Genomic DNA, 14,535 nt, shown 5'->3' with positions numbered 1-14,535 from the left:
GCGGCAGACCAGCAGCCAGCGACGAAAGACAGCGACGAAAAGGACGATCAGATCTCGCCGATCACCCGCGTCAGCACGAACCCCATCATCAGCGCCGCCAGGCCCGCCGCAACCCAGACCACCGTTCCGGTGTTGGCGACGTTCGCCACCCAGTCGGCGCCGGTGGTGATGTGATTGAGGCTGGAGGAGAACATGTGGGCGGAATCCTCCGCCGTCTCCACCCGCTGGAACAGGTTGGACATCATCAGTTGGCTCGCGCCGATGACGCCGCCCACGACGCCCGCCGCGCCGATCAGCCAGCGCCGCGCCGTCCAGCCCGCATCGAGCCGGCGTTCCACACGCTCGGCGAAGACCGCCGCATCGGGCAGTTCGGGCAATTCGGCGAAAAGGCGCTCAAGCCTGCGCTCGAAATCGAGTTCAGCCATTGCCACGCCTCCCTTCCAGAGCGACGCCGATTTCCGGCGCCAGTCGCGTTCTGAGTTTTTCCAGACCACGTTTGACATGGGATTTGACCGTTCCCAGCGGCAGGTTCAAGGCCTCTGACGCTTCCGTGTGCGAAAGTCCGGCGCCGAAACACATGCTGACACAGAGCCTTTCCGCGGCGCTGAGCACTTTCAGCGCCTCCTCGAGGTCGATCGCCGCGTCGGTGTCGCCGCGCGGAATTTCGGCCTCATCTTCAATGGTTTCACTGGCGATCGCCGTCAGGCGCCGGTCCTTTTGCAGGCGGCGCAGGTAGAGGCGCGCTGCGATCTTCTTCACCCAGGCGGCGAACGTGCCCTCCCCGCGGAATTCGGAGATCCGCTCGAAGGCGGTGAGGAAGGCGTCCTGGGCCACGTCGTCCGCCTCCGCGCCCTGCGCGCCCATCCTGCGCAGGACGCCACGCACGGCCGATCCGTGGCGACGCACCAGTTCCCCGAAGGCGCGCCGTTCTCCGGTCGCGGCGAGAGCACAGAGCTCTACGTCGTGCAGACTGGCGAGACTGGTGTTGTTCAAGCCCGGCATGGGCTCATTCCCCCGGCTGATCCGTTGGACCTAGCTCTTCGGCCGGTTGAAGAAGGACAGGGCGACGAACGCCAGTCCGATGAAGATCGGGAAGGCCCCGAGCGCGATCATCGGCGTGGTCGAGTCCGGATAGTCGAAGCTCAGAGCCACGCCGAAGGCGCAGAGGCCCAGGCCGATGCCCAGCCAGATGATGCCGACCCGCAGGTCGCGACTGGAGCTGGGCGGGGGCCGCAGGTTGACGTTGCGCGCGGCGTTCTCGAGTGCGTCGGTCGGCATGACCTGGCCGTTCTCGATGGCGGCGCGCAGGGTTTCCTGCACCCGGATGCGTTCCTGGGTCCTCAGCGAGAACGGCACGAGGATGACGGCAGTGATCGATCCGAAGATGATCCCGATGATGACGATGGCTTCCATTATTGGTCTCTCCTGTCCCTCATGACGGCCGCTAACGGCCTGTCTCTGCTGGGGAAGAGACCTAGGCGGCGTCCATCAGATGCAGTTTGTAACGTGAAACCTTGGTCATGAAAGAAACCTTGGTCATGAAAGGCCGGGCGCGGGGGCCGGCCGCCACAGACCGGCGATCAAGGTGGCGCAACCGGCGAGCGCCAGGGCGCCGGCCGCGGGCGCCAGACCCTGGGACACCGCCACCAGGCCCTGCTGCAGCGTCGGCCATACCAGCCACAGGGCGCCGGCGCCGATCACGCTGACCCCGGACAGCATGGCCACCTCCTCGCGCAGGCGCTGGCGCATGACCTTTTCCATCACCTCGGCGGAGAAGGCCGCGTCGCGCTGCGGCGGCTCGTCCTGGGCGAAGAGAGCCTTCAGGCGGACGTCAGCCGGATGGTTGTCAGCAGGGGTCATCGCTTACTCCCAACGCTTGCAGGAGCCGCGCACGGCCCCGCGTCACATGGCTTTTCACAGTTCCTAACGGCATGTCGAGAGCTTCGGCTGCCTCGGCATGGCTGAATTCTCCGGCCAGGCACAGGGCGACGCAGGCCCGCTGGTCCGCGGGCAAGGTCGCCATCGCCCGTTCCAGGGCGATCTTGTCCTCCGGCGCGGCGTCGAGCGTCTCATCGCGGTCCGTCTCGTAGGCCTGGCCCCGCGCCCGCTCCCGGGTCGCCGAGCGCAGGGCGGTGAGGTGCTTGTGGTAGCCGATGCCGCACAGCCAGGCCCGCACGCTGGCGCCCGCCTTCAGCCGTCCGATCCGCGACCAGGCGGCCAGGAAGGTCTCCTGCGCCAGATCGTCTGCCTGGGCCCAGTCGCCGCAGGTCCGCCGCAGGAAGGCGCGAAGCGGCTGCTGATGGCGCTCCACGAGACGCGAGAAGGCCTCGGCCGAACCGCCTTGGGCGGCGGCGACCAGCGCTTCATCGACGTTCACGGGGGTGATCTGCAGCAACCTGGCTGGGCCTCCGGCTATTTGTCGCGGAACGCCGAGGCCATCACGGCGAACACCAGGTTGCCGACGCAGACGATGGTCATGATGATCGCGACGAGGCGAAAGGGCTCATAGGTGCCCGGCCAGTCGGAATATTCCGAGGCCCACCAGAAACCGGCGGCCACCGCCCCGGTCACGAAGGCGCTGCGCCAGCGCCAGTAGGGTCCCCAGCGATAGTAGTGGCGATAGGCCCGGCGCATGTAGCGCGGATAGCCCCAGTAGCCGGGGCCGTAGGGCGGATAGCCGCCCGGCGCCTCGCCCGGCAGGTCGTCGGCTCCCATCGGGCCTACGCCGCGGACCAGCTCCGGCGGCGGTTGCTGGCCCTTCTCGGCGTAGGAGCGCAGCAGGTCGAGGTGGTCGCGGCTGCGCTTGTAGGCGAGCCACCGGTCCCAGGCCCCGAAGATGAAGAAGCCGATCGGAAACAGAAGCCACCAGTAGCTGGTGAAGAAGTAGACCATGAGCTTGCGCTCCTCAGAGATCAGGCGGCGGACCCGGAGCCCTCTCCGGCCCGCCTTTCGCCACATAGTCGCCGCCGTGGCCGCCGGCGGATGCAGACGGCCACGGCGAAGCCAGCCTAACCCCTTCCGTGCGCGTCAGCCACGCCCCCTGCGGCTGCCAGGCCGCATGGGCGGCGGGGTGAACTGGCCGCCGCCCGGGCGTCCGCCGGCATTGGGGCCGCCGGTGCGCCCGCCGGGCTGGAAGCCGCCGCCGCGCTGGGCAGCCTGCTTCTGTTCGAGCAGGTCGCGCGCCCGAGCCACGCCCGCCGCATGGTCGGCGGCGTAGCGGGCGAAAGTGCGGGTGGCCTGGACGGCGGCCGGATCCGCCGGCTGGCCGGACTGCTCGGCGTCGCCCTTGCGGACCGCCGCGGCGCCGGCGATCAGCTCGCGCCACTTCGGATCCAGCGCAGTCTGCGCCCAGGCCATGCTAGCCTTCTTCGACCACACCGCCCCAGTGGAGAGGGTGTGCAGCATCCGGCAGAACAGCCCGACCCAGAAGGCCTGCCACGCCACCAGGTGCATCGGCTCCAGCTCGAGCCGCAGGATCAGGTCGATGGTTTGCAGGATCTCGGCCCTCAGCATGGCCGGGGTCACGGGATCGATCAGGGTCCTGGGCGGCGGCCCGGCCAGGGTCACGCCCTTTTCCCGCAGGCACCAGCGCACGACCTGGGAATTGTCGTGCTCCGAGCGGACCAGCGTCTTGGCGCCATGGTCGAGGTACCAGAAGGGATAGGCCTTGGCCGGAGCGCCGGACATGCCGGGATCGCCCCAGTCCGGCCCGCGCGGTTCGCCCGGCGGGTCGCGCGGCTCCAGCGACCAGCGCCGCAGGATCGCGGCCGGGACGTAGGCCCCCTCCAGCCCCTGGCGCCAATAGGGATAGGGCAGCGCGTGGATCTCGGCGTGCAGGGCGTCGAGGCGGGGGAGTTCGTCCGGCGTCAGGTCGCGGTGGGTCACGACGATGAAGTCGCAGTCGCTCCAGGGCGTGTGGTCGCCGACGGCGAAGGAGCCTTGCAGATAGACGCCGACCAGGTTGTCGCCCAGCAGGCGGCGGACGCCCTCGACCAGGTGGGCGAGGACGGCGTTCAGGTCGTCATAGGGCGTGGGTTGGCGCGCGGCGGCGCCGTCTTGCGGTTTGGGCATGGGAAATCCGTGGAATGAGGGCTCGCCGCCGCAGCCAGGCCGGGCGGACGGAAGACAGGCGGGTCCGGGCGTCTCGCCCGGCGGCCTCAGGGCCTCGTTCTGCGGATTGTAACCACGGCTCTTTCGCCTCCGAAGGGGCCGCGAACCTAGCCGCGGCGCTGACCCGCCGCAACCCCTGGCGCGGGTCGTTCGGCTGGGCTAGGCAACCGCGATGAGCACGACGATCTACGGCATCAAGGCTTGCGACACGATGCAGAAGGCCCGCGCCTGGCTGGACGGCCACGGGGTGGCCTACGCCTTCCACGACTACAAGACGGCGGGCGTGACGGCGGACAAGTTGAAGGCCTGGGCCGGCGAGGTCGGCTGGGAGACCTTGCTCAACCGCAACGGCACCACCTTCCGAAAGCTGGCCGACGCCGACAAGGCTGGCCTGACCGAAGCCAAGGCCATCGGCCTGATGCTGGCCCAGCCCTCGATGATCAAGCGTCCAGTGCTGGAGACGCGCGGCGGCCTGCTGGTCGGCTTCAAGCCGGAGGCCTATGCCGCGCGGTTCGGCTAGGCCGGTGAAGTTCATCCAGCCCGTAGGGGTGACATAAACCATTATATCAATTCACTTTTCAAAGAGCACCGGCCACCGAAAATCCTAGCCGCGCGAGGCCAGGGGCCAGCGCTCGAGGATGGTGTAGCGGCCCTGGCCGTGGTGGCTGTGGACCAGGACGAATTCGCCCGCGTCCCAGGTGATCGGATCCACGTGCTGCAAGGGCGTTTCGCGGCGGTCGCGCATCAGCGTCAGGTGGGCGTTGAAGTTGGCGATCCGCTTCACGTCGAAATCCGCGGCCGCCAGGACGGCGCAAAGCTGGGCATGCAGGAGATCGAGGCCGATCACCCCCTCATCGCCGGTCAGGACCCGCGGCCGGGGCGCGCCGCGGAAGCTTTCGATCCGGTTCAGGGAAATCCGGAAGTTGCGCATGCGGATCCGATCCGCCGCCTCGGCCGCGCGGACCAGCAAGGGCTCCCACACCGAGAAGCCGAAGGCGATCATCACCAGGGAGATGTGCAGGCAGCGCTCCGGCGTCCGGTAGTCGGGGCGACCGAGCCGAAGTTGCTCCTCGCTGGCCAGGGCCCACGCCGCACGGCGCGCCTCGCCCTCCGCGAGGATCGCGAAGAAGAACTTGTCGTACGGACCGACGACCCCGAGGTCGAACCGCCGGCCCGCGCGCAGGAGCGCCATCACCATCACCCTTGTTTCGAATCAGTGAGCCAGGCGGCGCTCGAGGTTGTCAAGAACAAAAAGAGAACATCCACACTTCGACAGGATGTCCCGGCGAGAGCGGGCAGCCATGGGACGGCGCCGTGTCCGCAGCGTTCCATATTCAGGTCAGCCTGGATCCCGGCTTTCGCCGGGACGGGCGGTTGGGGATTGGGCGGTGACCGCCCTAGCCGCCCATCGCGGCGCGGCCGCGGCGCTCCATTTCTTCGGGCGACAGGTCCTCGGTCCAGGTGAGCAGGACCCAGACGTGGCCGTAGGGGTCGCGGACGCTGGCGGAGCGGGCGCCGTAGAACATCTCGGTCATCGGCTGCTCGGGCGTGCAGCCGGCGGCGAGCGCGCGGGCCAGCAGGGCGGCGTTGTCGTCGCTGAGGATGTGCAGGCCCGCGGTGGTCGCGCCGAGCGCCCGCGGCTCGCCGTAGAGCCGCCCGTCGGGGTCGCCGATCATCACCGTCGCGCCTTCGATCGAAAGCTCGCTGTGCAGGATGCGCCCGTCGGGCCGGGCGATGCGGAACAACTCCTGCGCCCCGAAGGCGCGGGCGTAGAAGTCGACCGCCTCGGCGGCGCCGTCCACATAGATGTGTGGGATGACCGTGTCGCGATAACGGGCCGGGCGCAGGGTGGCCATGGCGTCCTCCTGGTTGGTGCTGTCCTTCCAGAAGCCGCGAACCCGCCGGAAGGTTCGCGCGCGGCGGGTTGTGGGCGCCCTTGCCTACGGACTTGACGGCCGGGGCGGCCGGGCTTCCCCTAGCCTGGTGCGGCGGATTGGGAGGACGGCGATGAACACCCGGCTGACGGCTCTGGCCCTGGCGGCCTCGGCGCTTGCCTTCGCCGGCGCGGCCGCCCCGGCTTCGGCGCAGACCAGCCCGGCGGCAGTGGCCAAGGGCTATCACGCGCCGAAGAACGCCTTCGGCCAGCCGGACATGTCCGGGGTCTGGTCCAACGCCACCATCACCCGGCTGGAGCGCGACCCGAAATATGGCGAGCGGCTGGTGCTGACCCCGGAGGAGTCCAAGGCCATCGAGGGCGCGAGCGATGCGCGCAACGCGCGCCTGCGGGCCAATACCGACACCACGATCAAGGACCCGGACAAGCTGCCGGAATGCCAGAGCGGCGCCCTGGGCGCGGCCTGCGGCTACAACGCCTTCTGGACCGATCCCGGCACGCGGCTGATCCGCATCGGCGGCGAGGCGCGCACCTCGATCCTGACCACCCCGGCCAACGGGCGACTGCCGGCCCGCGTGCGAGCGGCGGGCGCGGCGCCGCGGCGCGACGTCGGCGGCAACTTCGACAATCCGGAGAACCGGGCGCTGGGCGAGCGCTGCATCGTGGGTTTCGGCGGCACGTCCGGCCCGCCCATGCTGCCGGTGCTCTACAACAACCACTACCAGATCCAGCAGACCAAGGACGCCGTGGTGATCGTGGTGGAAATGGTCCACGACGCGCGCATCGTCCGTATGGGCGGGTCCCATCCGCCGGCCAATGTGCGCACCTGGATGGGCGACTCCATCGGCCACTGGGAGGGCGAGACCCTGGTGGTCGAGACCACCAACCTGCGCCGCGAACAGGGCCTGCGTGGGCCGGAAGAGGACATGAAGGTGATCGAGCGCTTCACCCGCGTCTCGCCGCAGCAGATCCTCTACCAGTTCGAGGTTGTCGATCCGGGCGCCTACTCCGCCCCGATCAAGGGCGAGGAGGCGCTGAACTTCACCAAGGACAAGATCTACGAATACGCCTGCCACGAGGGCAACTACGCCATGACCGGGATCCTGGCCGGCGCGCGCGCGGCCGAGAAGGAAGGCAAGCCCGTGGAAGGCAACCGCGGCCGCGTGGCCGAGGAAGGCGGGCGCTAGGCGCTCACGCCCTGCCCGGCGTTGGGTTCGCCACCGGCGCGCATGGCGCCGAGCGAAAATTTTCGAACCGCTGTCGATTTCCGAAAGGCTCGTTCGACGTCCTGATGAGACGCCAATGGGGCGGGTTCAGACAGGGAGACGGACGATGCGGGTGATGGTGTTGGGAAAAGCCGCCGAGGGCGTCGATGTGAGCGCAGGGCCCACGCCCGAGATGCTCGAGGCGTTCAAGGCGATGGACGAATTCACCGAGGAACTGGTCAAGGCCGGCGTCTTCGTGGCCGCCGCCGGCCTGAAGAACGACGGCGCCAAGCGCATCCTCTTCGAGGACGGCCGCCGCACGGTGATCGACGGGCCGTTCGCCGAGACCCGGGAGCTGGTCGCGGGCTTCTCGATCTGGGAGGTCAAGGACATGGACGAGGCCCTGGCCTGGCTCAGCCGTTATCCCGCCATGCCGGGCAAGAGCGAGGTCGAGCTCCGGCCGTTCTACGAGGCGGAGGATCTGGCCGACTTCATCACGCCCGAAGAACTTGCCAGCGCCCGCGACGGCGGGGGCCGCGCCGGCGAGCGCGGGAAACTCGGCGTCGCCTGACACCCTCGTCCGCCGCCCGCTCGAGCCCTGGCTTGTCTCCCTCGCGGCCCTGACCGAAAAGGCGGTGTGACCGCAGGCGAGACCCATCGGGCGATCGAGGCGACCTTTCGCATTGAGCGGGCCAGGCTGATCGCGGGCCTGGCCCGCATCGTGCGCAACGTCGACCTGGCCGAGGAGCTGGCGCAGGACGCGCTGGTCACGGCGCTGGCCGAATGGCCCAGGACCGGCGTTCCGACAAAGCCGGGGGCCTGGCTGATGGCCGTCGCCAAGCGCCGCGCCATCGACGCCCTGCGGCGCGACAAGATGCGCGAGCGCAAGCACGAGGAAATCGCGCGGACCCTGGACGAGCGGTCCAACGACGCGGCCCTGGCGATCGAAGCGGCGCTGGACGACGATCTTGGCGACGAGCTGCTGGGCCTGATCTTCGCGGCCTGCCATCCGATGCTGTCGCCCGACGCGCGCGCGGCGCTCACCCTGCGGGTGGTCGGCGGCCTGACCACCGACGAGATCGCCCGCGCCTTCCTGTCGAGCGAAGCTGCGATCGCGCAACGCATCGTCCGCGCGAAGAAGACGATCGCCAAGGCCGGCCTCGGCTTCGAGACGCCGCGCGGCGAAGAGCGGGCGGCGCGGCTGCCCTCAGTGCTGGAGGTCGTCTACCTGATCTTCAACGAAGGCTATGCGGCCACGGCGGGCGACGACCTCGTCCGGCCGGGCCTTTGCCTGGAGGCGCAAAGGCTGGGCCGCATCCTGGCGGGGCTGATGCCGAGGGACCCAGAAGTGCTGGGCCTGCTGGCCCTGATGGAGATCCAGGCCTCACGCCTGCGGGCGCGCACCGGGCCAGACGGCGCCTTCATACCGCTCACCGAACAGAACCGCGCGCGCTGGGACTATCTGCTGATCGGCCGGGGCCTCGAGGCGCTGGCCCGCGCCGAAGCACTGCGCGGCCCCGAGATGGGGGATTGGGGACCCTATGTGCTGCAGGCCGAACTCGCCGCCTGTCACGCCCGCGCGCGCCAGGCGGCCGACACCGACTGGGCGCGCATCGCGGGGCTCTACGACCGGCTGCGCGTCGTGGCGGCCTCGCCGGTGGTCGACCTCAACCGCGCGATCGCCCACAGCATGGCCTTCGGGCCGGACGCGGGCCTCAGGCTGTTGGACGAGATCGCCGCCGCCGACGCCCTGCGCAACTACGCACCCCTGCCGGCGGCGAAGGGCGATTTCCTATTCCGGGCCGGCCGGCTGGCCGAGGCGCGCCCCGAATTCGAGGCGGCGGCCAGGCTGGCCCGCAACGCCCGGGAACGGGCCTTTCTCCTCGCTCGGGCGGAGGCCTGCCTGAATCAGCCCTGAGCCCGGCGATCTATCCGGCGCGGCTTTCGGCCAAGTCTTCCAGCTCGGGCAGGATAGCGCCCAGTTCGCTACGCTTGGAAACCCCCAGCTTGCGGTAGACGCTGTCCAGGTGGTTGCGCACGGTGAAGGGCGAGAGCGCCAGGTCCTGGCCGATCTCCTTGTTGGAGCGGCCGAGCGCCGAGAGCCGGGCGATCTCCGCCTCGCGGGCCGACAGGTCGTCGACCGGCAAGCGCGGGCGGACGCGGACCGCGATGGCGCCGGCGACCGGTTCGGCGCGCAGGGCGATGGCCGACAGCTGGCGGCGCACCGGCTCTTCCGACGACAGCCTGAGGCTCGCCGGCAAACGCGGCCCGCGCCAGTCGGGCCATTCGCGGCGGATCAGCTCGGCGAATTGCTGGGAGACGAATTCCAGCAACCCCTCGGCGTTGCAGAGCGCCACGGCGTTGGGATAGGGCGCCTCGCCGCCACGCCACTGCAGCAGGCGCAGCAGGCGCGCGGCGGTATAGGCCTCCACGAGGTGCGGGGTGAGCCGCTCCTTGGTGGCCCGTTCCTGCTCGGTGAAGGCCGGCGCGGCCTCGCGGCGCATCAGGGTTATCGAGCTCACCAGGGCGGTGAACGGGTCGACCAGGCAGGTGGTCAGGAAGTGGCCGAGGTCGAAGCGCTTCAGCAGCCTCTCGATCACCACCGGGTCGTCGGTGAGCGACGCCGCGTGGCTGGCGTTGACCGTGCGGCCCAGGTTGGCGAAGGCGAGCGCCCCCAGCACGTCGCGGTCGGCCATTTCAAGTTGCGCCGCCGTGGCGCCTGGCGGCATCCGAAGCTCGAAGGCGCTGTAGAGCCGCACCGTCCCGTCCTCCAGGGCGGCGCGCGACCAGACGGCGAAGTCGAAAGGCGCCAACTCGCCCACCAGGTCCAGGGCATAGTCCTGGAAGGTCTCGGCCGGCTGCTCGCGGCTCGCGCGATAGAGCGCGATGACGCAGGCGTCGAGCGCGTCGGCGCGAATCTCCGGCATCAGGTCCATCCCCCAAGTCTGCCGCGCCGGGCGACCGACTTCCCCTAGGACATCTGTACCATAGGATTAACCACGCCCCGCCGCTAGCGTTGAGAACGTTGTTCTTGGGCGTTCAGGTCTAGTCGTAGCGTTTTGCTGAAGACCGGTTCGCCTCTGAAGACGAGTTCAGCAGTTGAACTCGCCTATTAGAGGAATTGGGGATGCAGAAGTGCAAGTTCGTTGGTTTGGCTTCCGCGGCGATGCTCGCAATGACGCCGGTCGTGGCCTCGGCCGCCATCACACAGTATTCCGACCGGAGCGCGTTCGAAACCGCGACCGGCGCGACCACCGTCGAGACCTTCGGGCCGACCTTCCATTTCCCCATTCCAAGTGGGGTGCTCAACGCCCAGACCGGTCCGTGCTGCGCCTTCAACGGCGATGGCGCCACCTTCGGCAGCGGCCCGCCGCTGGAGCCCGGCGACATCCTGCCTGGCGTCACCTATTCCACGCCGGTGCTGGGACCGGGCTGTTGCTATCTGGCGATCGACACGCAGGCGAACTACGACGGCGGCTTCCTGGACACGACCCAGAGCAACGGCCAGACCCTGACCGTCACCTTCGATCAGGCGCAGGCCGCCGTCGGTTTCGACGCCGGCAGCCTGATGGGCAACGGCTTCGTCATCACCCTCTTCGGGGCGGACGACCAGCAGATCGCCAGCCTGACCGACGCCATCACCTCCCAGACCCCGGCGTTCTATGGCTTCGCCAACGATACGGCGGACATCACCAAGCTCACCCTGACAACCACGACGCCCGGGGTCGACGGCTTCGCCATCGACAACTTCACCTTTGGCGCGACGTCGGCGGTGACGTCCGGGACTGGGACCGGCCAGTCGCCGGCGGGCGGCGTGCCAGAGCCGGCGGCGTGGGCGCTGATGCTGATGGGCTTCGGCCTGGCCGGCGCGGGTTTGCGGCGGCGGCGGGCGGGTTTGACCCTGCTCGACCAGGTGCTGCCCGACGTCGCGATCGGCGATCTGTAGACCGCGCGGCCTACCGCGGCTTGAAGCCCCCGGTTTGCGGGGCCTCGCTGATCATTCCCACTCGATGGTGCCCGGCGGCTTCGAGGTCACGTCGTAGACCACCCGGTTGATGCCCTTCACCTCGTTGATGATGCGCGTGGCGGTGCGGCCGAGGACCTCCCAGGGGAACTCGAAGAAGTCGGCGGTCATGCCGTCGGTGGAGGTGACAGCGCGGAGCGCGCAGACGTTTTCATAGGTGCGCGCGTCGCCCATCACACCCACGGTCTTGACCGGCAGCAGGACGGCGAAGGCCTGCCAGATCGAGTCGTAGAGGCCGGCCTTACGGATCTCGTCGAGGTAGATGGCGTCGGCCTGCTGCAGGACAGCGACCTTCTCCGGCGTGATCTCGCCCGGGATGCGGATGGCCAGGCCCGGGCCGGGGAAAGGGTGGCGGCCGACGAAGGCCGGCGGCAGGCCGAGCTCGACGCCCAACGCGCGGACCTCATCCTTGAAGAGTTCGCGCAACGGTTCGACCAGCTTCAGCTTCATGTAGTCCGGCAGGCCGCCGACGTTGTGGTGGCTCTTGATCACCGCCGAGGGGCCGCCGCGCGCCGAGACGCTCTCGATCACGTCCGGATAGAGGGTGCCTTGGGCGAGGAATTCGGCGCCCTCGATCTTTGCGCTCTCGCGGTCGAAGACGTCGATGAACAGCTTGCCGATGGTCTTGCGCTTGGTCTCAGGGTCGCTGACGCCGGCCAGCGCGCCCAGGAAGTCCTTCGAGGCGTCCACGTGGATCAGCGGGATGTTGTAGTGGTCGCGGAACATGGTCACGACCTGTTGGCCTTCGTTGAGGCGCAGGAGGCCGGTGTCGACGAAGACGCAGGTGAGCTGCTCGCCGATCGCCTCGTGGATCAGCACGGCGGCCACCGATGAATCGACGCCGCCGGAGAGGCCGCAGATCACCCGGCCCTTGCCGACCTGGGCGCGGATCCTGGCCACCATCTCCTGGCGGAACGAGGCCATGGTCCAGTCGCCGCTAAGGCCGGCGATCCGGTGGGTGAAGTTGCGCAACATCAGCGCGCCGCGCGGGGTGTGGGCGACTTCCGGATGGAACTGGACGCCATAGAAGCGCCGGCCCTCGTAGGCGATCACCGCGAACGGGCTGCCCTCGGAGGTCGCGACCACGGCGAAGCCCTCGGGGATGGCGGTGATCTTGTCGCCGTCGCTCATCCAGACGGTTTCGTTGTGGCCGATCTCGCCCAGGCCCTCCAGCAGCGGCGACTCCTGCTGGATGCGGACCTCGGCGCGGCCGAACTCGCGGGCGTGGCCGCCCTCGACCGCCCCGCCCAGCTGGGCGCACATGGTCATCTCGCCGTAGCAAATGCCCAGCACCGGCACGCCCAATTCAAAGACCTTCTGCGGCGCCGACGGGCTTTGCGCCTCATGCACGCTGGCCGGGCCGCCGGAGAGGATGACGGCCTTGGGCGCGAAGGCCTCCAGCATCCCTTCGACCTTGTCGTAGGGGTGGATCTCGCAATAGACGCCGGCCTCCCGCAGGCGACGCGCGATCAGCTGGGTCACCTGGCTGCCGAAGTCGACGATCAGGACGCGTTCGTGTGCAGGGGTGCTCATGGGGCTCCGTGAGGGGCTTTGTCCAGCACCGCGACGAAGAAGCCGTCGGTGCCGGAGGTCTTGGGGGAAAGGCGCAGGAACCCGTCCGGCGTCAGCCATCGGGCCAGGTTGGGATCGGCGGTCGCCGGGCGGACCTGGAAGCCCGGGGTGCGAGCCAGGAAGGCGGAGACGCGGTCCTCGTCCTCGTCCGGCAGCACCGAGCAGGTGACATAGACCATGCGGCCGCCGGGCTTCACATAGGCCGCGCCGGCGTCGAGCACCGCGTCCTGGTCGGCGATGCGCTTCTGCAGAGTCTCGGGCGTCAGCCGCCACTTGGTGTCGGGGTGGCGGCGCCACGACCCCGTGCCGGAGCACGGCGCGTCGATGAAGACGACGTCCATCCTGGCCTCGAGGCCCTTCAGCGCGTCGGGCGTGAGCGGCGAGCGGACCTGCAGGTTGCGCACGCCGGCGCGGTCGCCGCGGCGCACGGTGTCGGCGAGGCGCCGGGCGTCGGAATCATAGGCGTAGATCTGGCCGGTGTTGCCCATGGCGGCGGCCAGAGCCAGGGTCTTGCCGCCGCCGCCGGCGCAGAGGTCGAGCACCTGCTTGCCCTTCACCTCGCCGGCCGCCGCCGCGGCGATCTGCGAGCCCAGGTCCTGCACCTCGAACCAGCCCTTGGAGAACTGCGGAATGGCCTCGACGGCGCCGCTGCGGGCGGTGGGATCGAGGGCGGGCATGCGCAGGGCGGTCGGCAGGACGCCGGTGGCCTCCGCATGCAGCGGCGTGAGCGCCTTTAGGGTCCGTTCCGGACCGGACTTCAGCAGGTTGACCCGCAGGTCGACCGGCGCACGTTCGGAAAGCGCCGCGCCCTGCTCGGCCCGGTCATCGCCGAAGGCGCGCTCGAAGGCGGCCTCCAGCCAGTCGGGATAGTCGCCGCGCACGGCGGCCGGGGCATCGGCCAGGTCGCGCGGCTGTTCGAGGGCGGCACGCTCGGTATCGGTGAGCCGGCCGGGACCGTGGGGCTCCTCGCCTGCGGCCTCGGCGACGCGGTCCAGCGGCCAGTCCCAGTGCAGACGCAAGGCGGCGAGCGCGGCGGCGCGCGGGCCGTCGTCGCCCATGCGCCAGGCCAGGGAGCGGCGGCGGCGCAGGACGTCGAGCACCAGGCCGGAGACGAAGGCGCGATCCTTCGCTCCGGCATAGCGCGCGGCGTCGCCCCAGCTCTTCAGCGCGAGCCGGACAGGCCGGTGGCGGGTCTCGATCTCACCCAGGACATCGATGGCCGCCGCGAGGCGTCCGGCGTCACGCATTCACCCTCGCATCATTGGAAGAAGGCCACGACCACCATGATGATCCCCACCATGCTGACCGCCCAGACCAGGGTGCGCACCACCGGGATGCCGGCCGCGTAGACCGGCACGAACACCGCGCGGGCGACCACATAGAGGATCGAGCCCCAGTAGGTCGCCGTCCCCAGCTTGCCGGCCGCCAGGCAGACCAGCAGGGCCGCGGCGAACAGCGGGAAGGTCTCCAGGAAATTGCCGAGCGCGCGGTTCAGCCGCCCGGCCGTGACGCCGACCGGCTTGGGCTCGTCCCTCGGGCCCATGAGGTACGCCAGCGAGCGCTCGCCGCCCGAGCCGGCCGCGGCCGCCCAGACGATCTGCACCAGGCCGATGATCACGGCCGCCACAAGCAACTTCAACTCCATCGGAACTTGACCACCCATCTTCGCCTCCCCCGTTTCGCCGCCGGCCCGGGATGGCCGGCTGGCTCCGAGACGTCAGCGAACCCCG

General features: G+C 69.6%; 18 protein-coding genes. 5 read left to right on the top strand and 13 right to left on the bottom strand.

Annotation, left to right across the window (positions count from 1 at the left end; genetic code table 11):
* Positions 1 to 47: 47 nt before the first annotated feature.
* The 7 genes from VGL85_RS00560 to VGL85_RS00530 form a co-directional block, all read right to left on the bottom strand.
* Positions 48 to 425 (bottom strand): hypothetical protein, encoded by a 378-nt coding sequence (locus VGL85_RS00560; protein ID WP_331584895.1) that lies wholly within the window; start codon positions 423 to 425, stop codon positions 48 to 50.
* Positions 418 to 1,002: a sigma-70 family RNA polymerase sigma factor gene (locus VGL85_RS00555; RefSeq protein ID WP_331584893.1), complete on the bottom strand. Its 585-nt coding sequence runs from the start codon at positions 1,000 to 1,002 to the stop codon at positions 418 to 420. Before VGL85_RS00555 ends, VGL85_RS00560 begins: the two co-directional genes overlap by 8 nt.
* Positions 1,003 to 1,032: 30 nt before the next feature.
* The gene (locus tag VGL85_RS00550) at positions 1,033 to 1,413 is read right to left on the bottom strand and encodes a DUF6249 domain-containing protein (protein WP_331584891.1); all 381 of its coding nucleotides are present in this window, start codon (positions 1,411 to 1,413) and stop codon (positions 1,033 to 1,035) included.
* Positions 1,414 to 1,536: 123 nt separating this feature from the next.
* Positions 1,537 to 1,860 (bottom strand): hypothetical protein, encoded by a 324-nt coding sequence (locus tag VGL85_RS00545; RefSeq protein ID WP_331584889.1) that lies wholly within the window; start codon positions 1,858 to 1,860, stop codon positions 1,537 to 1,539.
* Complete coding sequence (locus VGL85_RS00540) at positions 1,847 to 2,395, bottom strand: RNA polymerase sigma factor (RefSeq protein WP_331584887.1); 549 nt, start codon at positions 2,393 to 2,395, stop codon at positions 1,847 to 1,849. Before VGL85_RS00540 ends, VGL85_RS00545 begins: the two co-directional genes overlap by 14 nt.
* Before the next feature lie 17 nt (positions 2,396 to 2,412).
* Complete coding sequence (locus VGL85_RS00535) at positions 2,413 to 2,892, bottom strand: hypothetical protein (RefSeq protein ID WP_331584885.1); 480 nt, start codon at positions 2,890 to 2,892, stop codon at positions 2,413 to 2,415.
* A gap of 135 nt (positions 2,893 to 3,027) precedes the next feature.
* Positions 3,028 to 4,071: an aminoglycoside adenylyltransferase domain-containing protein gene (locus VGL85_RS00530; RefSeq protein ID WP_331584883.1), complete on the bottom strand. Its 1,044-nt coding sequence runs from the start codon at positions 4,069 to 4,071 to the stop codon at positions 3,028 to 3,030.
* Positions 4,072 to 4,282: 211 nt separating this feature from the next.
* Here VGL85_RS00530 and VGL85_RS00525 point away from each other — a divergent pair, with 211 nt between their 5' ends.
* Positions 4,283 to 4,630, top strand: a complete 348-nt coding sequence (locus tag VGL85_RS00525) for an ArsC family reductase (RefSeq protein WP_331584881.1) — start codon at positions 4,283 to 4,285, stop codon at positions 4,628 to 4,630.
* An 84-nt stretch (positions 4,631 to 4,714) separates the two neighbouring features.
* On the opposite strand, the gene VGL85_RS00520 is transcribed toward VGL85_RS00525, so the two are convergent.
* Both VGL85_RS00520 and VGL85_RS00515 read right to left on the bottom strand, forming a co-directional pair.
* Positions 4,715 to 5,302 (bottom strand): 2'-5' RNA ligase family protein, encoded by a 588-nt coding sequence (locus VGL85_RS00520; protein WP_331584879.1) that lies wholly within the window; start codon positions 5,300 to 5,302, stop codon positions 4,715 to 4,717.
* Between the two features lie 205 nt (positions 5,303 to 5,507).
* On the bottom strand, positions 5,508 to 5,966 hold the full coding sequence (locus VGL85_RS00515; RefSeq protein WP_331584877.1) for a VOC family protein: 459 nt from the start codon (positions 5,964 to 5,966) through the stop codon (positions 5,508 to 5,510).
* 151 nt (positions 5,967 to 6,117) lie between these two features.
* On the opposite strand from VGL85_RS00515, the gene VGL85_RS00510 reads away from it, so the two are divergent.
* The 3 genes from VGL85_RS00510 to VGL85_RS00500 all read left to right on the top strand — a co-directional run bounded on the left by VGL85_RS00510 (position 6,118) and on the right by VGL85_RS00500 (position 9,127).
* Complete coding sequence (locus VGL85_RS00510) at positions 6,118 to 7,191, top strand: hypothetical protein (RefSeq protein WP_331584875.1); 1,074 nt, start codon at positions 6,118 to 6,120, stop codon at positions 7,189 to 7,191.
* A 145-nt stretch (positions 7,192 to 7,336) separates the two neighbouring features.
* Complete coding sequence (locus VGL85_RS00505; RefSeq protein ID WP_331584873.1) at positions 7,337 to 7,780, top strand: YciI family protein; 444 nt, start codon at positions 7,337 to 7,339, stop codon at positions 7,778 to 7,780.
* A gap of 66 nt (positions 7,781 to 7,846) precedes the next feature.
* Positions 7,847 to 9,127, top strand: coding sequence for an RNA polymerase sigma factor (locus VGL85_RS00500; protein WP_331584871.1), 1,281 nt, complete (start codon positions 7,847 to 7,849; stop codon positions 9,125 to 9,127).
* 10 nt (positions 9,128 to 9,137) lie between these two features.
* Here the strand turns inward: VGL85_RS00500 and VGL85_RS00495 are convergent, their stop codons facing one another.
* Positions 9,138 to 10,136: a helix-turn-helix transcriptional regulator gene (locus VGL85_RS00495; RefSeq protein ID WP_331584869.1), complete on the bottom strand. Its 999-nt coding sequence runs from the start codon at positions 10,134 to 10,136 to the stop codon at positions 9,138 to 9,140.
* 248 nt (positions 10,137 to 10,384) lie between these two features.
* On the opposite strand from VGL85_RS00495, the gene VGL85_RS00490 reads away from it, so the two are divergent.
* Positions 10,385 to 11,155, top strand: coding sequence for a PEPxxWA-CTERM sorting domain-containing protein (locus VGL85_RS00490; protein ID WP_331584867.1), 771 nt, complete (start codon positions 10,385 to 10,387; stop codon positions 11,153 to 11,155).
* A 51-nt stretch (positions 11,156 to 11,206) separates the two neighbouring features.
* Here VGL85_RS00490 and guaA read toward each other — a convergent pair whose 3' ends face one another.
* From guaA to VGL85_RS00475, 3 genes are read right to left on the bottom strand one after another with little or no spacing between them, the layout of a single operon-like run.
* Complete coding sequence (gene guaA / locus VGL85_RS00485) at positions 11,207 to 12,766, bottom strand: glutamine-hydrolyzing GMP synthase (RefSeq protein WP_331584865.1); 1,560 nt, start codon at positions 12,764 to 12,766, stop codon at positions 11,207 to 11,209.
* Positions 12,763 to 14,052: an RsmB/NOP family class I SAM-dependent RNA methyltransferase gene (locus VGL85_RS00480; RefSeq protein WP_331584863.1), complete on the bottom strand. Its 1,290-nt coding sequence runs from the start codon at positions 14,050 to 14,052 to the stop codon at positions 12,763 to 12,765. Before VGL85_RS00480 ends, guaA begins: the two co-directional genes overlap by 4 nt.
* 11 nt (positions 14,053 to 14,063) lie before the next feature.
* A complete protein-coding gene (locus VGL85_RS00475; RefSeq protein WP_331584899.1) occupies positions 14,064 to 14,432 on the bottom strand; it encodes an MAPEG family protein in 369 nt (122 codons plus the stop codon).
* Between the last annotated feature and the right edge of the window lie 103 nt (positions 14,433 to 14,535).

It is taken from the genome of Phenylobacterium sp. (genome assembly GCF_036501465.1).
Classification (GTDB): Bacteria; Pseudomonadota; Alphaproteobacteria; order Caulobacterales; family Caulobacteraceae; genus Phenylobacterium.
This window is presented reverse-complemented; position numbering and strand designations above follow the sequence as displayed.